Source organism: Microcoleus sp. LEGE 07076, assembly GCF_015207455.1.
Taxonomy (GTDB): domain Bacteria; phylum Cyanobacteriota; class Cyanobacteriia; order Cyanobacteriales; family Microcoleaceae; genus Microcoleus.
The window spans coordinates 1-21,071 of the sequence record NZ_JADEWV010000114.1 but is presented as its reverse complement, the minus strand read 5'-3'; the positions used below and the strand labels follow the sequence as shown (position 1 = coordinate 21,071).

Below are 21,071 nucleotides of genomic sequence, written 5' to 3'. Positions count from 1 at the left end.
CTCCGGCGCTACGCAAACAGGCCGAGCAGCAGCAAACTCTCAAGTCTAAGCCGTTTGTTCCGAGACGCCCGATTGTTGACCGCGCGGGGAATGTTTTGGCGATCGACAGACAGGTGTACACCCTCTACGCTCACCCGAAGTTGTTTAACCATACAAAGGCCGAAATTGCGTCTTCTTTGGCTCCGATGCTGCCGATCGAACTGAGTCCGGGCACTACGCCGGAAACTGAACTGCTGCGCCGGTTTAATCTGGGCGAAAGCGGCATTACAATTGCCGATTCTCTGGCTCAAGAGGTGGCAGATCGCGTGGGGCGGATGCAAATTAAAAATAGTCTGGTGGATGGGCTGGAGTTGGTGCGACAGCAGCAGCGTTTTTACCCGCAGCAGGAGTTGGCTGCGGATATTCTGGGTTATGTGGATGGGGAACGGAAGGGACAAGCTGGGGTAGAGTACAGTCAGCAGAATTTGCTGGAACGATCGATGCCCTCGATTCAATTTAGCAAGTCTATCGACGGACAATGGGTTCCCGATCGGCTGACGGCAGGTTTTGTGCAGCTTGATGATTTGAAATTGCAACTGACGATCGACAGTCGCTTGCAGCGGGCCGCGCGGATTGCTCTCAAGGAGAAAATGAAGGAATACGCGGCGAAGCGGGGTGCGGTGATTGTGATGGATGCCCGCAACGGGGAATTGCTGTCAGTGGTAGCGGAACCTACCTATGACCCTAATGAATATTTTAATTTCGATTTGTCGCGCTATAAAAATTGGGCTGTAACTGATGTTTACGAGCCTGGTTCGACCTTTAAAGCGATTAATGTGGCGATCGCCCTAGAAGCCGGTGCGGTCAAACCTAACACTGTATTTAACGACGAAGGTCGGATTTACATGGATGTCTGGACTATCCAAAATTCCGATTACCAACAAGCAGGTGCCCGCGGGCCTTCTACTGTGACTGAAATTTTGAAACATTCGAGTAACGTGGGGATGGTACACGTAATGAGAAACATGAAACCTTCTCTTTACTATCAAGCTTTAGAAAAACTCGGACTCGGACAAACTTCCGGGACTGATTTGCCTTTTGAAGTAACGAGTCAGCTTAAAAATCGAGAGCAATTTATTAATTCTCCAGTAGAAGTTGCTACGACTGCTTTTGGTCAGGGTTTTTCGATTACTCCGATACAGTTGGTACAGCTTAACGGAGCTTTGGCCAACGGTGGCAAGTTAGTAACTCCTCATGTTGTGCGGGGACTTTTCGACCGCGATGGTCAAGCTTTTTGGAAGCTTCCGAGGGCTGTTCCGAAGCAAGTTTTTTCGCCGAAAACCACTAAGCAGGTTTTAGAAATGATGGAAACTGTGGTTGATGGCGGTACGGGAAAAGCTGCACAAATTCCCGGCTATCGGATTGCAGGGAAAACGGGTACGGCTCAAAAAGCTAATGCTGGTGGCGGTTATTCTCAGAAGGCAATTATTACTAGCTTTGTGGGCATAATGCCTGTGGAGGCTCCTGAATATGTAGTGCTGGCGGTGATTGATGAACCCAAGGGCGGTTCCGGGGGAGTTGTCGCCGCGCCGATTGTGGAGTCGGTGATGGAGGCGCTGATTAATATTGAGAAGATTGCGCCGAGCAAGAAGTAGGAAAGGCGGGTGATATCAATTCCGATTGCACTGATACCGGAATTGTTGACTATTGACTGTTGACTGTGGACGGGCGGGTGGAAAAACTGAATGGTTGAGTGTTAACTGTTGATTCGATTTTATGATTGGGATGCAACCGGAAACGATCTGAATGGAGATAAATCCTGTACAGGCTAACTTCACCTTTTTATCGCATCGGTACCCAGAGGTATTAAACCCGCCCCGGCCTGGATATTGCGGTCAATTCAGGTCTGCATGATTTTAATTCACTGCCGATTAATTGATGCGAATAAAATCCTGTCGGCGCGTGGTGCGGGTTGACAAATATTTGGGGTTTTGCTGCTGATATTTGAGTGAACGCGCCCCTACAAGATTTGCCTTTATTGACTGGATATCAGTAGCAATATCTTTCTTTGTTGCTGTTGGGATTGGGTTTGGATTGTCTTTTGGAGGTGCGCTGATGTCCTAAGAGAGTGGAGATAATCACGCACCGATCGCCATTTTTGAGATGAGGATGAAATAGTGTGAGGTTTCCTTTGGCTTGAATGCTTGTTAAACCGCATTCGTCAGTCTTGTTATAAACTGGGCAACCTCGGTAATTGAACATCGCCCGCCAGACTGTTCCATCTTTTTTTACTTGATTTGTGTTTTCATTAACTTGGCGCAATGTTGTATCATTTGTATGTATTTGAATTTGCGCTTCTAAGCTTTTCCATTGACTGGCTGGCACTCGGGCAGGGGAAATGTCGGATTTGTGAATTGCTACCTGTACGTTTTTTCCGACTTGTTTGAAGCTGGTTTGCCAGGATTTTTTGTCGCGTTTGGCGTTGCTTTGGGCTAGTTTCATTGCCCAATAAGCTCGATCGAGCGATAGCTTTAAACGGTGGTTGTTGATGAACATTAGCCAGCTTGGGGTGGCGATCGCGCTGAATATGCCAAGGATCGTGACAATTATTAATATTTCAAGGAATGTAAAGCCCGCAGCCGATGCGGTTGTTCGGCTTCTGAGCAATTTATGGACTGACATTTGGATGCACTCCTAAAATTTTGGGTTAAAAAAAGGTTGTGGTAGCTATTTTGGATTAGGCTTATTTTAATTACTGAATTTGGTGTTTGTGTAAATCAGTGTTGCAAAACTTTATTAAAAATACAATCATCCGCAAGTCATAGAAATATAGCATAGTCAGGAGGCTCAATCAAACTACCTGACTGCCCAAAAGCAGTCTTGCATAAGTTACACAAGCGCATGGTTGTGGAAAGCCAACAAGCTACCACGGATCTCTAGTAATTATGGCTCTTTCGGATATTTGGGGGAAAATGTATATTTGGCTGCGGGGTAATGGGTAATTGGGAAAAAGGTAATTAGTAATTGGCGATCGATTCGTGGCCTATTACCAATTACCCACTACCTCTTGCCAAACATTAGGTTAACTTATTACCAAAAGTTCAGGAGAGCGATCGAGACAGCCGTACAAGGGATCTGGGTACTTCGGCCGAGGCGGGTTAATCCGCTCGAAGTCAAAGCGCCACAGGGATCTGGCTTAACAATCGCCTATCGATCGATCCAAAAATGTAAATCAAACAGCTAAAAACCTCTGAATCACCTCATCGCTCAATTCGCTAGTGCTTCCCGAAGCCACAATTCCCCCTTTTTGCATAGCATAATACCAGTCAGCTTGCCGCACAAAATGCAAATGCTGCTCCACCAACAAAACCGAAATTCCCCTAGTAGCAACCACGCGGCGCACCGCAGCCTCAATATCCAAAATAATCGACGGTTGAATCCCCTCCGTCGGTTCATCCAAAACCAGCAACTTCGGCTCACCCATCAAAGCCCTAGCAATCGCCAACTGCTGCTGCTGTCCCCCGCTCAAATCACCTCCCATGCGATCGAGCATAGTCTTCAAAACCGGAAACAAATCAAAAATCTCATCAGGAACTTCAGGATTTTTGGTCAGAGTTGGTTTCGCTTCCAAGCCTAACAATAAATTTTCTTTAACACTCAAACGCGGGATAATTTCGCGCCCTTGAGGCACGTAACCAATCCCCAATTTAGCCCGCTGGTGAGTCAATTTAGAGACAATAGATTGTCCGCCAAAATTAATTGTGCCACTGCGAGGTTGCAGCAACCCCATTAGAGTTTTGAGCATAGTAGTTTTGCCAACACCATTGCGACCGATCAAACAAACCATTTGTCCCGCATTAACGGTTAAATCGACACCGCGAAGAATGTGGCTTTCACCGTAAAAAACATTCAAATCAGAAACTTTTAGCATAACTGTTGGTTATTGGTTATTGGTTATTGGTTGTTGGTTTTTGGTTGTTGGTTTTTGGTTGTTGGTTATTGGTTATTGGTTTTTGGTTGTTGGTTATTGGTTATTGGTTATTGGTTACTTGCTACGAATTCCCAATTTCCAATTCTCAATTCTCAATTCCTAATAACAAATAACAAATAACAAATAACAGTCAACTGACTACTCTTCTGGTTTTCCCAAATATACCTCAATTACCCTATCGTCATTTTGCACCTCATCCATCGTTCCTTCACACAAAACAGAACCCTGATGCAAAACCGTCACCTTTTTAGCAATTTGCCGCACAAACTCCATATCGTGTTCTATCACCAACACCGAGTGACTTTCTGCCAGCGAAATCAGCAAATCTCCAGTTAGCGCCGTTTCCTCATCAGTCAAACCCGCCACAGGTTCATCCACCAACAACAAATCGGGAGATTGAGCCACCAACATCCCAATTTCCAACCACTGCTTTTCCCCATGAGAAAGTAAACCCGCAGGAACATCAGATTTAGCAACCAAACCAATTGTTTCTAACAAACCTGCAACCGTGCGCTTTTCAGCTACAGGAGAACCCTTAAACAAAGTTGGAAATACATTTTTATTTCCGTTGCAAGATAGCTCTAAATTTTCCCGCGGCGTTAAATTCAAATAAACTCGCGGCGTTTGAAACTTGCGGCCAATACCCAGGCGAGCAATCTGATATTCCGACAATTTGCGTAAATTGCGTCCTTTAAAAATTACCCGCCCTTCCGTCGGCTGCACCTTCCCGGTAATCGAATCGAGAAAAGTTGTTTTCCCCGCACCGTTGGGGCCAATGATAACTCGCAGTTCGCCCGCATCCATACTAAAATTTAAACCATTGATGGCTTTAAAACCGTCAAAACTAACAGTCAAGTTTTCTATTTCTAATACTTTTTGGTTCATATTCTTATCCTTAGTTTTAGTTGTAGGGTGTGTCAGTCAGCAGTATTTGGAAAATCCGAATAATCTGCGGGCTGACGCACCTTGCATAACTGCTTGTCCTTAATTGTCTTTGTAGGGTGCGTCAGCCTATAGTCTTTGAGCTAGCCGAAACATCTACTGACTGACGCACCCTACATAACAACCGCTTGTCCTTAGTTTTAGTTGTAGGATGCGTCAGCCTATAGTCTTTGAGCTAGCCGAAACATCTACTGACTGACGCACCCTACATAACAACCGCTTGTCCTTAGTTTTAGTTGTAGGGTGCGTCAGCCTATAGTCTTTGAGCTAGCCGAAACATCTACTGACTGACGCACCCTACATAACAACCGCTTGTCCTGATTTTATTAACTTCGTAGGTGCGTCAGCTAATCGTATTTAGACAAGCCCGAAATCTGCTAACTGACGCACCCTACCGCCGATTTATTCTAACTGAAAACTGCTAGAAGTGCTCGCTACAGGAGCTATATGTGCAGCCATAATCCGCTCAGCCAACTTCGATAGCGGCAGACTTTGCAAATACACTTTTCCAGGCCCGGTTAGCTTGACCAAAAACAAGCCTTCGCCGCCAAATAGAGCATTTCTAAAACCGCCCACAAACTGAATATTGTAATCTACAGTCGGCCCAAAAGCTACCAAACAGCCAGTGTCAGCCCGCAACACTTCGCCAACTCCCAAATTTTTCTCAACTATTGTTCCTCCCGCATGAACAAAAGCTAGTCCATCACCCTGCAATTTTTGCAGAATAAAGCCTTCTCCGCCAAAGAAACCGGCACCTAGGCGCTTGGTGAAAGCTACATCAATGTCAATACCGTTTGCTGCACAGAGAAATGAGTCTTTTTGACAAAGAAATTTGCCGCCAAGTTGGCCTAAATCGAGGGGAATTATTTTCCCAGGATAGGGGGCGGCAAAAGCGACGCGGGCCTTGCGATTTCCGCTGTTGACAAAGGTGCTAATAAAAAAACTTTCCCCTGTCAGCATCCGTTTGAAACCTTGAAATATGCCACCACCTGTGGCTGTTTGCATCTGGATGTCGCCTTCCATGTATGTCATGGCTCCCACTTCAGCTCTGACGCCTTCTCTGGGATCTAGTTCGATTTCAATCAGTTGCAAATCGTCGCCGTAGATTTTGTAGTCAATAATATCTGCCATATGTTTCCCCTGAAGTTAAATAACTGATTATTTTACTACACAAGTTTTACTGGCGGCCCGCAATAATACCTTATATGACGATCGCTCAATGTTCAAGTTCTTCTTTTTCTAGCTGTGCTTCGGGGTCTTGTTCGAGGCTGGGGTAAGTAGATACGTACTTCGGTTTTCTGAACATGGTGCGGATTCGAGCTAAATCTCCATCTTTAAACCACCCGACTATGCCGTCTGGCAGGATGGTAACTACTATTAAGAATAGCGCGCCTTGGAAAAATAGCCACACTTCAGGAAATTGTTCGCTCAAAAAACTTTTGCCAAAATTGACGAGCAGCGCTCCGATTATTGCTCCTGATAATGTGGCACGGCCTCCTACTGCTACCCAAATTACCATTTCGATGGAAAATGCAATATCCATCGCTTTCGGGGAAATGATTCCTGTTTGTACGGTGAATAAAGCGCCTGCAATCCCTGCCAAACCGGCGGAAATTGCAAATACTAAAACTTTGTATCCTGTGGGATTGTAGCCTGAGAAACGCAGGCGCACTTCGTCGTCGCGAATTGCTACTAGCAACCGCCCGAAACGCCCGCTTGTCAGCCATCGGCAGAGGGCGTAAGTTGCTACTAGAAATAGTACGGTGAGAATGTAGAATATATATTGAGTATCTCGATCGTTTACTGTGGCTCCGAACAGGGTTTTAAAGTCGGTGAGTCCGTTGGTGCCGTTAATCAGTTTTTGCTGACCGTTGAAAAAGTTGAAAAATACAATTGTTGCGGCTTGGGTGAGAATCGAAAAGTAAACGCCTCGAATTCGATTGCGGAATACTAAGTAACCCAAAATTCCGCCCACGAGGGCGGGGATCAGGAATACTGCGGCGACTGAGAAGGGAAAAGAGTAAAATGGTTGCCAAAACCAAGGCAGTTCGGTGACGCCGTAGAGGCTCATAAATTCTGGCAGTTGAGTGCTGGCGGTTGGGGGAATTTGTAGTTTTAGGTGCATGGCGAATGCGTAGCCGCCGATCGCAAAAAATACGCCGTGTCCTAGACTGAGTAAACCGGTGTATCCCCAGATCAAGTCTATGCCGAGGGCTGCAATTGCTAGTGCTAAAAATCGGCCCAATTGGTTGAGACGAGCGTCAGGAAGTATTCCTGGGACGAGCAATATAAATGTCAGGGCGATCGCCCCCAGGATTGCTGCTTCTTTTAGCAGTGCCTTTTTTTGTGTATTTTTCATTTTTTTGGCGCTCAAAGCTGTAGTTGTTAATTCTCAACAGTGCGTCCTTTTTGCGGAAAAATTCCTCCTGGCTTGACTTGCAAAAAAGCGATAATTAAGGCAAATACCATCACTTTTGCCATGCTGGTGGTGGCGAAAAATGTGAAGAAATCAGCTAAAGGCTTGATAGGAGCAAACATTAATGCTAATGTCCCAGAGCCGATTAGGTAATTTGCAGTGCCGATCGCCATTGCAGCAACTACACTCCCCACAATCTTCCCGACACCGCCCACAACCACAACCATAAAAGTATCGACAATATAATTTTGTCCGGTATTTGAGCCTACCGAACCGATCAGACTAATCGCGCACCCAGCGACACCAGCCAACCCCGAACCCAAAGCAAAAGTCAGCGCATCTACTTTCTCGGTAGGTATGCCCAAACAAGCGCTCATGCTGCGATTTTGCGTCACAGCGCGAATCCGCAATCCCCACACAGACTTTTGCAAAAATAGGTAAATTCCCGCCAAACAAATTGCTGTCAGCGCAATAATAAAAAGTCGGGCGTAGGGTAACTGAAAATTGCCCAGCGGGATGCCGCCGCGCAGCCATGCAGGGGCTGTCACATCAACGTTTTGAGAGCCAAACCAAGGTTTAGTTACTGCCAGTTTGTAAGTTTGTGCTAAAACTGCGCTGACAGCCCAGGAAATAGCCAAAGACAGAGGCAAAATTATGGCGATAATTCCGTTGCGAATGCGATCGAAATCCGCGCGCCGTTTCAGCACCTGCAATCCGCCAAAAAATAGCAAACAAAATACAGCAATTCCCGCTACCAGCACCCAACTGACGCTGCGGACAAACTGCTGCAAAATTAAACTTACGCCCCACGTCGCCAGCAAAGTTTCTAGCGGCCGCCCGTAGAGATAGCGAATCACTCCGCGTTCGAGAATTAATCCTACCAGCGCCGCTACTAAAAAAGCTAAAGGCACGGCAAATAAAATATAGGTTTCAAAGGCAAATCCTCCCATACCTTTGAAGACATTTTGCACTACAAAAGTTGTATAAGCTCCCAGCATCATCAATTCGCCGTGAGCCATATTAATCACGCCCATCAGCCCAAAAATAATTGCCAATCCCAGGGCTGCAATTAGTAAAACAGCGCCGATACTAATGCCGTTAAATACACCGTCTAATATCGCCACTTTTGTTACTCCTGCTTTTTTACATACAGTAATATTTGTTGTAGAGGTAGGTTTTATTTCATGGGTCTCAACTTAGAACTAAAACCATCTGTATAATAGCGCTGGTAGCCAAGTCTCGATCCCCCTAAATCCCCCTTAAGAAGGGGGACTTTGAAGACTCCAGTGCCCCCTTCTTAAGGGGAGTAGGGGTTGACGAAAGAAGACTCCAGTTCCCCCTTATTAAGGGAGTAGGGATTGACGAAAGAATGCTCTTACTCCCCCCTTATTAAGGGGGGTCGGGGGGGATCTCCGGGTTTGAAGACACGCTCTAGGGGGAGCGAAGATACGTTACCAAGGTTAATAAAATTGGTCTTGGCTACTTAGGTCGCCTTAAATTTGCCGCCTTTTGCGGGGTCAGACCAATCGCAAGAAAATCCTTGTGTTTCAGCGACAAATTGGTTCCAAGGAATCGGTTTCACTGCTTCTGGCGTAGCAAAAGCGATCTCAAACAAACCGTCATCTCTCACTTGACCCAACCGCACAAATTTAGCAAGGTGGTGGTTGTTTTCGAGTGTAACTTTGCCCTCCGGTGCGTCAAAGGTTTGACCCAAAGCTGCAGCCCGCACTTTTTCCAAATCGTCGGCTGTCCCGGCTTTTTCGACGGCTTGCTTCCACAGGTAAACCATGATGTAAGCTGCTTCCATCGGGTCGTTGGTCACTCTGTCATTGCCGTATTTTGCTTTGAATGCTTCGACAAACTTTTGATTTTCTGGGGTTTCCACTGTCATGAAGTAATTCCAAGCGGCGTAATGACCTTTGAGATATTCTACGCCGATCGCCTTTACTTCTTCTTCTGCAATACTCACAGACATTGACGGATACTTGTCCGGGCCCAAACCTGCACCCTGCAACTGTTTGAAAAATGCGACGTTGCTGTCGCCGTTGAGGGAATTGAAAATGACCCCGCCGTCGGGCAAAGCTGCCTTGATTTTAGTAATAATTGGCGTGACTTCTGTGCCGCCCAAAGGAATGTAATCTTCCCCAACTAATTCGCCGCCTTTGGCTGCTAGCTGTGCTTTAATAATGGTGTTTGCGGTGCGGGGAAAAACGTAGTCAGACCCGACTAAAAAGAATTTTTTGCCTTTATTTTCTAGCAGCCAGTCAACTGCTGGTTCGATTTGTTGGTTCGGGGCAGCCCCGGTGTAAAAGATGTTTTTTGAACACTCTTGACCCTCGTATTGTACGGGATACCAGAGCATATGATTTTTTTCTTCAAATACTGGCAATACTGCTTTGCGGCTGGCGGATGTCCAGCAGCCGAAGACTGTGACAACTTTATCTTGGTCGATCAATTTTTTGGCTTTTTCGGCAAAAGTCGGCCAGTCTGAGTTGCCATCTTCTATTACTGCTTCGATTTGTTTTCCGAGGACTCCGCCAGCTTTGTTGATTTCTTCGATCGCTAATTGTTCGGCATCGACAACGCTTTTTTCGCTGATTGACATTGTGCCGCTCAAGGAATGCAAAATTCCTACTTTGATCGTGTTTCCGCTACCTGCTGCTGGTGCAGTTCCTGTTGTTGTTGGAGAAGCGACTGGGGTGGCTGTTGGAGTCGGAGTTCTACAAGCTTTGAGGAATAAACTGGATGTCAGGGTAGCTGAACTGTATAAAAGAAATTTCCGCCGATCGAATCGCTTTGTCATTTTTCCTTGTTACTCTATAAATAGCTCAGTCAGATGATTGAGAATAATAACATATGACGACTTGATATTATTACTAGCTTGAGAATACTGTTGTATGTTTAGATACAAAACTTATTATGAGTTGACAAAATGAAGGTTTTGTGGGCGATTAGGGAAATTTTGGTAGAAATGAAATTGAGACAGCAAAGTAAGTCATGTCAGCAATTATTCTGAAATTAGAAACTCGCTTTTTTTAGACAAACAGCTTATTGATGCGCTTGGAGTTGGGCATAAATTGGGTCTTCGCACAATCATAGGCAATTAGTCCAAATCTTAAATGCCCCGATCGACGATCAGCCAGAAACCGGGTTTGTCCACCAAAATATTGGCTTCAAACTCTCAATCTCGGTAAAAAAACTGGTTTCGGGAAATGGAGAATAGCGGACTCGAACCGCTGGCCTCTGCGGTGCGATCGCAGCGCTCTACCAACTGAGCTAATTCCCCTGATTGACTTTTAATTTAGCATTTTAGATGCGGGATTGCTCAATCTAAAAGGCTTACAGGTCGCGTTTGTTTGCTTGTTTGTTTTGCAGACCGTCACTAACGGTAGCACGTGACGGCTAAAAACGTCAAGTGTTTTAGGCTGCCGGCTCGGTGGGGGCGATCGAGCAAAGTTGTGCCACTCTGTCCAACTCTAAATCAGCAAAATAGTCCACCGTCCAATTAGCTTGGCGCTGGATCATGTGAAACGGGTAAGTGTGAGTCACTCCAGCAACTTGAATCCCCGCTTTTTTCGCCGCTTCAATCCCAACAAAAGTATCTTCTAGGGCCAAACACTCGATCGGTTGCAGCTTAAAATCGGGATATTTCTGGTTGAGAAGTTCCACAGCCAACAGATAGCCGTCGGGTTGTGGCTTACTCGCCGTCAAGTCGTCACCGGCGACAATTAACTCAAAGTTTACTGCTAAACCGGCTCGATCTAAGACAAATTCTATATCCGATCGCATTGCCCCGCTAACTACGGCCATTTTTAGTCCAGAAACGCGAATTTTGTCAATAAATTCTGCTAAACCCGGATAAATCGGCAATGTTTCCAAACTATCTATTTTTTCTCGATAAGCTTTGGCCTTGCCTAACAGCAAGCGGTCGAGGTATGTTGGTGTGAGATATCTTCCCCGGCGTTGGAGCAGTTCGGTAATGCAAGCGCGATCGCTCTTTCCCAAACAAATTTCTCGAAACTCCCCGCGTTTGAGCTGTAGATTTTCATCTAGCATCAGTCGATCGATTATGTTCTCGTGAATCGGCTCGTCATTAATAATAACGCCATTAAAATCAAATAAAACTGCTTTTAGAGTCATTAGTTATTGGTTATTGGTTATTTGTTATTTGTTATTTGTTATTGGTTATATCAAATCCGGTAGCATCGGAATGATTCAGATATATATTCTCTCCCTCTGTGTACTCTGTGTTCTCTGCGGTTCAATCATTCCGATGCAACCGGAAACGATATTATTGGTTATTAGTTATTGGTTATTGGTTATTAGTTGTTAGTTGTTAGTCATCTTGCCCGAAGATCGAAGTCGAAGGGTAGTCATTAAGCTGTCGGACATTTAAATTGTATGTTCAGGGCGGGAGACCCCACAAGACGAGGAATTGTTTTGTGACATATAATTTATATACAGAACCGCTATATCCGTCAACAGTTAACTGTTAACTGTCAACAGTTAACTGTTAACAGTTAACAATCAACTGTCAACTGTCAATACATCAAGCGGGTGCTGGAATGCCCGGTAAATTGCCATCAAAATCAGGAGCGCGATCGTCCAAATTCCACACCTTCGGCTGACGCACCGGCTCCAAATCTTCCCCAGGTAGAGGTTTCACGCCCTGCGTCACCTGATGCACCCACCAATGTTCCTGAGTTTGCACCGCCGCAAATCCCGCCGCCCCCGCCCAAGCATCCAGACTACCAGTAGCGTAAGACTTAATATAAGGCTCTTCAAAGATATCAGTCAGCCACTCTGTCTGCCGCAAAGTTTTTTGATTTCCGTCCAAAATTGCCACTTGTCCCCCAACCTTCAGCAGTCGGAAGCTTTCTCGCAAAATTGCCCGCGAGACAGCAGGCGGCGTCTCGTGAAACAGCAAGGAAGCTGCGACTAAATCGAAGCTGCTGTCAGCAAAACCCACGCTTTCGGCATTTCCGTGCAACCACTCGATATTTAAGCCGGCTTTTTGCGCTTTCATGGAGGCGACTACCAGCATATAAGGTGACAAGTCCAGGCCGATTACTTCCGCTTCTGGAAAGGCTTTTTTGAGCATCAGTGCGGTTGAACCGGTGCCACATCCCAAATCGATGATTCGGCGCGGGTTGACCCGCACAGCGTCAATTAAGCCTTGCCTGACGGCTGTTTCCTGGGGAGGTAAAACGTATTGGGTAATTGGATCGTAGGAAACGGCGGCACTGGGGTTGAGGTAGCCGCCTTTGATGCCGTGAAAGTTTTGGCTGCTGTAATATTCGGGATAAACTAGGTTGGGTTGTCGGTGGCGATCGCCCGCTTTTTCCCAGTCGGTACCTTCGTAGAGCCGTTTGATTGCTTCTTCATCGATCGCCAGCCGGATCAGCGGCGACAAAAAGCGCTCGAAAATTGTATCCTTGCCAACAGCCATAAAACTCCTGTCACAAAAACTCTTTTAATTTTAACCAACGCGAGTAAACTTGGGAGCATCTGTGTTTGGCTTTTATAGAAGTGCGAGTCATATCATGTCCGATCGATTGACCCAATAAGTAAGGTTTGTAGTGCGGACTTGCATACGCAGCATAAAGCGTATGCAAGTCCGCACTACAAACAGTTTTTGTGATACTAATCAACCGGACATGATATCATTCAACAGCTCGCTTGCTATATATAATACTCGGCGGAGCGCCGAAAGCACTCCTAAAACGCGCTTTTTACTTTCTCGCCAGAGGCTGCCAACATCGCAGACAATCTCTCGGGCGAGCCAACCTGACCTCAGTTACATTGCTCGCTGCCGAACTTCCCGTTTGTTGCTTGCTTCAGGTCGATCGTTACTAATCGGAATTTTTACCAAAAACTCCGTGCCGCCGCCTGGAGCTTTATAAATTTTGATGCTGCCACCGTGTCCGTCAACTACAATTTTGTAGCTGATTGCTAACCCTAAACCCGTGCCTTTGCCCACTGGTTTTGTAGTAAAAAATGGGTTAAATATTTGGTCTTTAACGCTGTCGGGAATGCCGGGGCCGTTGTCGGCGATCGCCACTTTCAGAAATTTGGCGCCATTTTCGCGAACGACTCCCGTGGAAATAGTAATAATTTTATCCAGGCGATCGCACTCGTTCAAGGCATCGATCGCATTGCTCAGCAAGTTCATAAACACCTGATTTAGCTGAGACGGATAGCAGTCTACTAAAGGCACTTTTCCGTATCTCTTGACTATATAAATTCCATTTTTTATTTGGTTAGAGAGCAGCAGCAAAGTATTTTCCATGCCTTCGTGAATGTCCGCCTGCTTTTTGTCTGATTCATCGAGGCGAGAAAAGTTACGCAAAGAAAGAACGATGGTGCGAATGCGTTCGGTTCCTATTTTCATAGAATTCAATATATGCGGCAAATCTTCTTCGATAAAATCTAGCTCAATTTCTTCGCCAAAGTCTGCAATTTCCGGGGGAACTTCTGGGAAGGTTTGTTTGTATAAAGTCACCAATTCTAATAAATCTTTAGTATATTTTGTGGCGTGAGGCAAATTAGCCGAAATGAAATTAACCGGGTTGTTGATTTCGTGGGCTATCCCCGCCACCATTTGACCTAGGGATGACATCTTTTCGCTCTGCACTAAATGAGTTTGAGTCTTTTTCAGTTCGTGCAAGGCACTATTGAGCAGTTTTACTTGGTCTTGGGTTTGACTGTAAAGGTGAGATTGAGTAATGGCGATCGCCAATTGGTCTGCTACAGCTTTTAACAGTTTAATCTCCTCCCCGCTCCAAAACCACTGAGCAGCGTGGCTGCAAATTAAATAACCCTGCCTCTGGTTTTGAGTCTGGACGGGGACGGCTAAATAGCTATTAGCTTTAAGTTCGATCGGTTGACTTGCACTCCTAGTCCAAGTGTCGCCAGTAAAAAAAATTGGCTCGGATTGGTCGCTCCGTACTGACAAATTTTCCACCAAGTAAGGCTGAAAGTTTATGGGTTGTGTCGGACACTCAGATTCGCAACATTCCCACAAAATTTGTAAGGTTTTGTTTTGGGGATCGTACCAACCAAAAGCCGCTATCTCTAAATGCAGCAAACTTACTATTTCTTCGACGGTACTTTGCACGATTTTGTCTAATTCTAGAGAAGCGCGAATGCGTCCAGCAATCCGGTTGAGCATGGCTTCTCGCTCGGCTCGACCCCGATTGTTTTCCGAGGAGTAAATTAGCCAAATTGCTGCTAGCATTGCCGGGACGAGCAGTCCGGCGACGACGGATGTCAGCAAATTTAATGCTTGCAGTTGGGATTCAATATTTTCTCTGGGAATTATTAAGGCCATTGACCAGTTAACTTCTTGGAGGGGTGCGTAGGCCGCATACACCCATTTGTTATCTATTTTTACGAGTTCGATATTCGTCTGGCGATCGATCATCTGCCGCGCAATGGTGGAGAGTGCGGGGTCTTGTGAGTGTAAAAAGCTTGGGGAGGGCCGATCGCTATTTCCGATTAAGTTATTGTTGGGATGAACAATTGGCACTCCTTCGGAATTGAGCGCAAAAGCATAACTTTCGGAACCGTACTGCAAGCTGTTAGCAACATTTGCTACTCGGTCTAATTTAATGCTGCCCGAAAGAACTCCAATTACTTGATTGGGTTCTGGAGGCAAGTTCCAAATAGGAGCTGAAATCACGATTGTCGGAACTTTTGTAGTGCGGCCGATCAGCGGGTCGGAAACATTGATATGTCCTGCCATTGCTTTTTGAAAATGTTGGCGGTCTTTGATGTTCGTCCGGTTTCCTAGAGTGCTCGTTAATGAGCCGTCGGGTTGAATTAATGACAGGATGAAAAACTCTTTTAACCTATATATTTCTCCTTGCAACTGGGGTTCGACTAATTCCCAATTGAGAGTGCGAACTTTAGGAGAGTAAGCAATGGTTTCTATTTCTGCTTTGCGACTGCTGAGCCAGCCGTCGATTTCATCGGTGCCTTTTTCGAGTTTTAATAGTGCTACTTCCTTTAAATTGTCGAGGATTAGTCCGCGCACAAAAAAATAGCTTACGCAAGCAGTTGTGCTAATGGTTAAAGCCGCGCTGCCGAGAATTAGCAGGGTTAGCAGATGGCGGCGCTGCCGTCTGTGCTGCCAAAGACTGTGCAGTTGCTGCCAGCGCGATTGAGCCCCGATGCCGATGTTTTGCCAAAAGCGGGGCAGTTTTTGCTTTTGCTGGGGCGGCTGCGCTGAAACAGACCGGGCTTGATTTGCTGGGTTTTGCATCATCAAATGTTCTCGTCGAGAGTCACAAATCGATTGAACTGCATCGTCATTCGGCAGAATTAATATCACGCAAGCAGTGAGGATTTTAGTTTTCCTAGGTTTGACAGACTGGGATGTAGAGTTATGACGGCCAACAATTTTTATGGCGATCGCGCGTTAGCGAAGCCCTCGAAGAGGATCGCATTTTATTCTGGCATCACCTTTATATTTCGACCTTCGGTTTACTTACCCTTAGTTAGTGCTTTACGATATCTTTAATATCTATCTCGTTTGTATAACAAAATAACTTTAAATAACACAGAGAAAATACGGAGTTTTTTGAATTAGCTGTGTATTCTAATTTAAGGGAAAATACTTATTGACAATTTTACGGATTTGCGCTGCGGCTTCAAGGGGAAATTTTTTCGGCTAAAGCTTTTTTGGCCAAGCGGGTTGCATAAACGGTGAGGGCGATCGTTGCTAGCAAACCAAGGCCGTAGAGAGCCCACTCAGCAGCAGTGCGCGATCGCCCGCTAGATCCGAGTGCAGCCAAACTCCCGGCCAGGGAACCGATATAAACATACATGACTGTTCCGGGGATCATGCCGATCCAAGATGCAAAAAAATAGTCTTTTAAAGATACCTGCGTGACACCAAAAGCATAGTTGAGCAAATTAAACGGAAAAACAGGAGAAAGCCGCGTCAGCAGCACAATTTTCCATCCTTCAGAGGCAACTGCGGAGTCGATCGCCTGAAATTTTTGATTTCCTTCTATCTGTTTGGAAACCCAGTCGCGAGTTAAATACCGCCCTACCAAAAAAGCACAAGTTGCGCCCAAAACCGAGCCGATGGAAACGCAAACCGAACCGCCCACAACTCCGAACAAAACGCCAGAACCCAGAGTCAGCAACGAACCGGGGATAAATAGAACCGTTGCGACAATATAAATTAGAATAAAAGCTACCGGGCCCCAAGGGCCGAGATTGGCGATCGACTCCAGCGCATTTTTCAAAATTCCTTGAAAGTCAAAAAACTTTGCCGCCACAATCAAAGCCACAGCTAAACCAATCCCTAAAATCAACTTCCACTTATTTGATGGCGGCGGATTTTGAGCGGTTTGCGATCGGGAATCATTCATTGCTTAAAATCTCCACTATCAATAATATGGGAATTGGGAATTGGGCAAACAGGGAATTGGGAATTGGGCAAACAGGGAATTGGGAATTGTTAGCTGTTGACTGTTAACTGTTAACCGTTAACTAATGACTAATGACTAATGACTAATGACTAATGACTAATGACTAATGACTAATGACTAATGACTAATGACTGATGACTAATGACTAATGACTAATGACTAATGACTAATGACTAATGACTAATGACTTCTCAAATCAAAGTGCCGCCGCAGCTAGAACCGCTACCCGCCGTACAGCCGTAACAATAAGCAGCAGTTTGCACCTCTTGAATCACATCTAAACTGCCAGATTCTAATAATTTAGCAACAGTTATCTGTTCCCCGCTGCCAGTTTTCGCCGGCAGATTTTCCATTTGGTTAAAATCGCAGTCGTAGACCTTGCCCAAATAGTCGATCGACAATTCATTTCGACACATTAAATGTTCCAGAGTACCCGGATTAAAATTATCCTCCAAAAACCCTAGATAAGGCTTGTGCAGTTTCTTATGTTCCAAATGAAACTTAGTCCGTCCCACCGGCAAATTAGTAATCGCGAACAATTGATTAAAACAAATCCCAAAATGTTCCGCTAAATAAACCTTGTAATCTTCCTCTAACTTTCCTTGTTCCGGCGTTAGCGAAAACTTATCGGATGCCGGTACTTGCGGATTGTACACCAAATCCAGAGTTAAATTTGGGTTTTTCCCGTATCCCAACTGATTGAGCTTTTGCAGCGCCAGAATGGAACTGTCAAAAACACCGCTACCGCGCATTTTGTCAACATTGTCAGCTTGGTAGCAAGGAAGCGATGCAACTATTCTGAGTTGTTGCTGCGCGCAATATTCGGGAATATCCTCAAAACCTTTTTCAAAGTAAATCGTTAGATTAGAACGAACAATTACCTCTTTACCTGCTGCCCTGGCAGCTTCCGCTAGCGGTTTGAAACCGTAAAGCATTTCGGGAGCACCGCCTGTGAGGTCAACAGTTTGAATTTGAGGAAAGCCGCGAATGATTTCAATTAATTGGTCGCAAATTTCTGGGGAAAGTTCTTCTGTTCGTTTCGGGCTAGCTTCTACGTGGCAGTGAGTGCAAGCGAGGTTGCAGCGTTTGCCGAGATTAATTTGTAAAACACTAATCTGCTTTTTAGTTAAAGCTGAGTTGAGTTTTTTTTTGAAAGGGGTGATTGCTGTCTGAATCATGTGCTAAACTTTTTAGTCTTTGCTGGCAAAGGATTGAGAGGATCGGCCCGAACGCCTCTGATAATTTAGCACTAATTCTGTGGATGCGACAGCGACAGATTTGAATGATTCGCTACAAACTTAATTGAAACTCACATCTTGCGCTATTTTCAAGAACAGGCTGTCCGACCTGTTCCACAAAAAGATGCCTGTTCCACAAAGAGTGAATTTCTTGTGGGGTGGGCATCCGGCCCGGCCGTAAAAGGCTTGTTGACAATACTGCAACTCTGTTAAAACTCACATTTTGCACCATTCTCAGCAACAGGCTGTCCGGCCTGTTCCACAGGAGATTAATTTTCTGGTGGAACAGGCCCGAGAGTCTGTTCATAAAAGGCTTATTGACAATACTGTAAGAGCTGAGTTAAAACCGACAAGGCAAGACTTCTAATTTTGACACTAATCTTGCTTTAGAGTGTCAACTAATGTTTCAACTCGTGCTTTGATTTCATCTCGAACGCGGTGAAAAGTTTCGATTGGTTGTCCATCGGGATCGTCGAGTTGCCAATCTTCAAACACTTCTCGCAATACCCACGCTTCGGGTAAATTCACGCCGCAGCCGCACAGAGAAATTACGGCATCGTAGTCTTCAGCATTGAATTCGCTTAACGGGTTGGATGTTTGATCGGTGATATCAATGCCGATTTCTGACATGACTTGAATTGCTGTCGGATGCACTCTGCTTGATTCTAACCCGGAACTGGTGACTCCTATCTTCCCGGCTCCGATGGTTTTTGCGAATCCTTCGGCCATTTGCGATCTGCAGGAGTTTCTTTTGCAGACAAACATTACTTTTTTCATGGTTTTTGTTGGTTGTTGTTGGTTGTGAAGGCCCCGGCGGTTAGAAACCGCGGCTACACAAGCGAAGTCTGCCTCCGCAGACTGAAGATAAATCCTGGAATCTTCAACCCGCGCAGGCGCGTGAGTGTCTGTGTAGCCGCGATTTCAATCGCCGGGTAATTCAATCGCCTGATGTTTCGATCGCCCGATGTTTCGATCGCCTTAATTAACTTCAAGGGCGCGATTTGCTAGGTCGATCGCCTCCTTAGCGGCTTGTTCCTTGCGTTCGCTGTGGCGATCGGTCAAATAGTCCACTTGCTCCCGCAACAGCAAGGTAAACTTGTACAGTTCCTCCATCACGTCGATCGCCCGATCGCGAAAAGCCGAATCCTTCATTGTTCCATCTTCATTAAACTCCTGATAAGCTTTAGCAACCGAAGACTGGTTCGGAATCGTAAACATCCGCATCCAGCGGCCCAAAATTCTCAAAGTATTCACAGCATTAAAAGACTGGGAACCGCCACTGACTTGCATCACCGCCAAAGTTCTACCTTGAGTCGGTCTGACGGCCCCAATACTTAAAGGAATCCAGTCAATTTGGTTTTTCATAATTCCAGTAATATTCCCGTGCATTTCTGGACTCGACCAGACTTGACCCTCCGACCACAAACTCAATTTCCGCAATTCCTGAACCTTCGGATGCGTATCGGGAACGCTGCCATAAATCGGCAATTCCCGAGGATTGAAAAACTTAACTTCTGCACCAAAATTCTCAATAATTCGGGCAGATTCTTCTGCCAACAAGCGGCTGTAAGAACGCTCTCTTAATGAGCCGTATAAAAACAAAATTCTTGGTTTGTGCGTGAAACTTGCCATAATATTTTTAATTAAAATCACGAAATCCGTTCGACAGTTCCCGATAAACTGCGACTGCTAATTGCGCTCCCCAAATCGGACCCACCCAGTAAACCCAATGGTGTTCCCAAATGCCGCCAACTAAAGCTGGCCCCAGAGAGCGCGCAGGATTCATGCTCGCTCCGGTAATCGGCCCCATAAATGCAGCTTCTAACCCTACAGTTAACCCAATTGCTATCCCGGCAAAACCGATATGAGCGCGTCTATCTAATCCCGAACCGAGGATAACGAACATTAAGATAAAAGTTAATACAGTTTCTAAAATTAGACACTGCAACCAGTTACCGTTTAGAGGAACTGTTGCACCGAGATTTGCCACTTTTCCTATAGTAATTAGCAGCAGTTGAGAAGCTGCGATCGCACCCGCACACTGCGCTAAAATGTAAGGCAAAACTTTGTATTTTGGGAAAAAACCGCTCGCCCAAAACCCTAAAGTTACGGCTGGGTTAAAGTGCGCGCCGCTGATGTGTCCGATCGCATAAATCATCGCCGCTACAACTGCACCAAATACAAAACTAACGCCCAAATGAGTTACTGAACCACCGCTAATTTTGTTAACCATCACCGCGCCGGTGCCTGCAAAAACTAGAATAAACGTGCCGAGGCCTTCGGCGAAGGCCTCTCGGCTGCAATCTCTGGCGCCTGAAGCTAACTTCTCTACTGTTGCACCCATCGCTGTCAACTCATTGGTTCCCAACTATCATATCAAAAAAAATTGATATGTCAACTCTCAAGATTCGTAGAGAGGACTTTAGTCTGCATCAATCAGAGGACTCGCATTCCGAACGATCGAACCAATATGCGTCAACTCTCAAGGTTCGTAGTCAGGACTTTAATCCGCATCAAGACAGGAATGAAGTCCTAACTACAAACCAAGAGCGGTTACTTTAGGGGACATAATATTACTTATTAAGAAATATTGATGGGTCAACCCACCTCAGAACAAGGGCGGGCCGGCAGAATCTGACTGAAACGGCGATACTGGGCGAGGTACTGTTCCAGGGCGACAAACTGAGCTAAATTGAGGCTGTAGTAGATCCAGCGGCTTTCTTGGCGGCTGCAAACTAAACCTGCTTCTTTTAGAGTTTTGAGGTGGAAAGAGAGTTTAGACTGAGGGACTCCAAGCCGATCGCACAAATCGCAAACACACAACTCCTGCTCCCGCAGCAACTCCAAAATCTGAATCCGCAGGGGGTCAGAAAGCGCGTGAAAGCCAGCGGAAACAAGTTTTTTTGAAATCTGCGGTTGGGGAGTGCGATCGGGCGCAGCCTTAGAATTTTTAAGCATCAATTATAGGCGAAGGAAGAAGCAAGAAGGAAGAAGGAAGGAAGAAAAGCAACGGTTTCAGCAATTAAGAACGTCCTCACTGTCGGTCGTGGTTGCTATATTAGAAC

Annotated in this window: 17 protein-coding genes and 1 tRNA gene; 1 reads left to right on the top strand and 17 read right to left on the bottom strand. The window is 45.7% G+C overall.

Going from position 1 to position 21,071, the window contains the following annotated elements; translation table 11 throughout:
* Positions 1–1,634 (top strand): penicillin-binding protein 2 (locus IQ270_RS18475; RefSeq protein WP_193974613.1); only part of this gene is annotated, 1,634 nt, incomplete at its 5' end.
* Between the two features lie 394 nt (positions 1,635–2,028).
* Here IQ270_RS18475 and IQ270_RS18470 read toward each other — a convergent pair.
* The 17 genes from IQ270_RS18470 to IQ270_RS18390 form a co-directional block, all read right to left on the bottom strand.
* Positions 2,029–2,661 (bottom strand): Tfp pilus assembly protein FimT/FimU, encoded by a 633-nt coding sequence (locus IQ270_RS18470; RefSeq protein ID WP_193974612.1) that lies wholly within the window; start codon positions 2,659–2,661, stop codon positions 2,029–2,031.
* A 550-nt stretch (positions 2,662–3,211) separates the two neighbouring features.
* A complete protein-coding gene (urtE, locus tag IQ270_RS18465) occupies positions 3,212–3,910 on the bottom strand; it encodes an urea ABC transporter ATP-binding subunit UrtE (RefSeq protein WP_193974611.1) in 699 nt (232 codons plus the stop codon).
* Positions 3,911–4,108: 198 nt separating this feature from the next.
* The gene (urtD, locus tag IQ270_RS18460; protein WP_193974610.1) at positions 4,109–4,855 is read right to left on the bottom strand and encodes an urea ABC transporter ATP-binding protein UrtD; all 747 of its coding nucleotides are present in this window, start codon (positions 4,853–4,855) and stop codon (positions 4,109–4,111) included.
* Positions 4,856–5,314: 459 nt separating this feature from the next.
* Positions 5,315–6,043, bottom strand: a complete 729-nt coding sequence (locus IQ270_RS18455; protein WP_193974609.1) for a TIGR00266 family protein — start codon at positions 6,041–6,043, stop codon at positions 5,315–5,317.
* An 85-nt stretch (positions 6,044–6,128) separates the two neighbouring features.
* Positions 6,129–7,271 (bottom strand): urea ABC transporter permease subunit UrtC, encoded by a 1,143-nt coding sequence (gene urtC / locus IQ270_RS18450; RefSeq protein WP_193974608.1) that lies wholly within the window; start codon positions 7,269–7,271, stop codon positions 6,129–6,131.
* A gap of 26 nt (positions 7,272–7,297) precedes the next feature.
* Entirely contained in the window at positions 7,298–8,452 is a 1,155-nt protein-coding gene (locus tag IQ270_RS18445; protein ID WP_193974607.1) for a branched-chain amino acid ABC transporter permease, read from the bottom strand.
* Between the two features lie 359 nt (positions 8,453–8,811).
* Positions 8,812–10,131 (bottom strand): urea ABC transporter substrate-binding protein, encoded by a 1,320-nt coding sequence (gene urtA, locus IQ270_RS18440; protein WP_193974606.1) that lies wholly within the window; start codon positions 10,129–10,131, stop codon positions 8,812–8,814.
* A gap of 410 nt (positions 10,132–10,541) precedes the next feature.
* Positions 10,542–10,614, bottom strand: a tRNA-Ala gene (locus IQ270_RS18435).
* Positions 10,615–10,748: 134 nt separating this feature from the next.
* Positions 10,749–11,468: an HAD family phosphatase gene (locus IQ270_RS18430; RefSeq protein ID WP_193974605.1), complete on the bottom strand. Its 720-nt coding sequence runs from the start codon at positions 11,466–11,468 to the stop codon at positions 10,749–10,751.
* 409 nt (positions 11,469–11,877) lie between these two features.
* On the bottom strand, positions 11,878–12,777 hold the full coding sequence (locus tag IQ270_RS18425; protein ID WP_193974604.1) for a class I SAM-dependent methyltransferase: 900 nt from the start codon (positions 12,775–12,777) through the stop codon (positions 11,878–11,880).
* Between the two features lie 348 nt (positions 12,778–13,125).
* A complete protein-coding gene (locus IQ270_RS18420; RefSeq protein ID WP_228056480.1) occupies positions 13,126–15,594 on the bottom strand; it encodes an ATP-binding protein in 2,469 nt (822 codons plus the stop codon).
* 385 nt (positions 15,595–15,979) lie between these two features.
* Positions 15,980–16,708, bottom strand: a complete 729-nt coding sequence (locus IQ270_RS18415) for a TVP38/TMEM64 family protein (protein WP_193974603.1) — start codon at positions 16,706–16,708, stop codon at positions 15,980–15,982.
* A gap of 251 nt (positions 16,709–16,959) precedes the next feature.
* A complete protein-coding gene (gene arsS, locus IQ270_RS18410; RefSeq protein ID WP_193974602.1) occupies positions 16,960–17,946 on the bottom strand; it encodes an arsenosugar biosynthesis radical SAM (seleno)protein ArsS in 987 nt (328 codons plus the stop codon).
* A gap of 435 nt (positions 17,947–18,381) precedes the next feature.
* The gene (gene arsC, locus IQ270_RS18405) at positions 18,382–18,783 is read right to left on the bottom strand and encodes an arsenate reductase, glutathione/glutaredoxin type (RefSeq protein WP_193974601.1); all 402 of its coding nucleotides are present in this window, start codon (positions 18,781–18,783) and stop codon (positions 18,382–18,384) included.
* A 201-nt stretch (positions 18,784–18,984) separates the two neighbouring features.
* Entirely contained in the window at positions 18,985–19,638 is a 654-nt protein-coding gene (gene arsH, locus IQ270_RS18400) for an arsenical resistance protein ArsH (RefSeq protein WP_193974600.1), read from the bottom strand.
* 7 nt (positions 19,639–19,645) lie between these two features.
* On the bottom strand, positions 19,646–20,350 hold the full coding sequence (locus IQ270_RS18395) for an MIP/aquaporin family protein (RefSeq protein WP_193974599.1): 705 nt from the start codon (positions 20,348–20,350) through the stop codon (positions 19,646–19,648).
* 254 nt (positions 20,351–20,604) lie between these two features.
* Positions 20,605–20,964 (bottom strand): helix-turn-helix transcriptional regulator, encoded by a 360-nt coding sequence (locus IQ270_RS18390; RefSeq protein WP_193974598.1) that lies wholly within the window; start codon positions 20,962–20,964, stop codon positions 20,605–20,607.
* Between the last annotated feature and the right edge of the window lie 107 nt (positions 20,965–21,071).

Coding starts and splice junctions, on each gene's coding strand:
- urtD (WP_193974610.1), bottom strand. CDS start 4,855: ATGAACCAAAAAGTATTAGAAATAGAAAACTTGACTGTTAGTTTTGAC.
- IQ270_RS18425 (WP_193974604.1), bottom strand. CDS start 12,777: ATGGCTGTTGGCAAGGATACAATTTTCGAGCGCTTTTTGTCGCCGCTG.
- IQ270_RS18420 (WP_228056480.1), bottom strand. CDS start 15,594: ATGATGCAAAACCCAGCAAATCAAGCCCGGTCTGTTTCAGCGCAGCCG.
- arsC (WP_193974601.1), bottom strand. CDS start 18,783: ATGAAAAAAGTAATGTTTGTCTGCAAAAGAAACTCCTGCAGATCGCAA.
- IQ270_RS18470 (WP_193974612.1), bottom strand. CDS start 2,661: ATGTCAGTCCATAAATTGCTCAGAAGCCGAACAACCGCATCGGCTGCG.
- IQ270_RS18455 (WP_193974609.1), bottom strand. CDS start 6,043: ATGGCAGATATTATTGACTACAAAATCTACGGCGACGATTTGCAACTG.
- IQ270_RS18430 (WP_193974605.1), bottom strand. CDS start 11,468: ATGACTCTAAAAGCAGTTTTATTTGATTTTAATGGCGTTATTATTAAT.
- arsS (WP_193974602.1), bottom strand. CDS start 17,946: ATGATTCAGACAGCAATCACCCCTTTCAAAAAAAAACTCAACTCAGCT.
- urtE (WP_193974611.1), bottom strand. CDS start 3,910: ATGCTAAAAGTTTCTGATTTGAATGTTTTTTACGGTGAAAGCCACATT.
- urtC (WP_193974608.1), bottom strand. CDS start 7,271: ATGAAAAATACACAAAAAAAGGCACTGCTAAAAGAAGCAGCAATCCTG.
- IQ270_RS18415 (WP_193974603.1), bottom strand. CDS start 16,708: ATGAATGATTCCCGATCGCAAACCGCTCAAAATCCGCCGCCATCAAAT.
- IQ270_RS18390 (WP_193974598.1), bottom strand. CDS start 20,964: ATGCTTAAAAATTCTAAGGCTGCGCCCGATCGCACTCCCCAACCGCAG.
- IQ270_RS18395 (WP_193974599.1), bottom strand. CDS start 20,350: ATGGGTGCAACAGTAGAGAAGTTAGCTTCAGGCGCCAGAGATTGCAGC.
- arsH (WP_193974600.1), bottom strand. CDS start 19,638: ATGGCAAGTTTCACGCACAAACCAAGAATTTTGTTTTTATACGGCTCA.
- urtA (WP_193974606.1), bottom strand. CDS start 10,131: ATGACAAAGCGATTCGATCGGCGGAAATTTCTTTTATACAGTTCAGCT.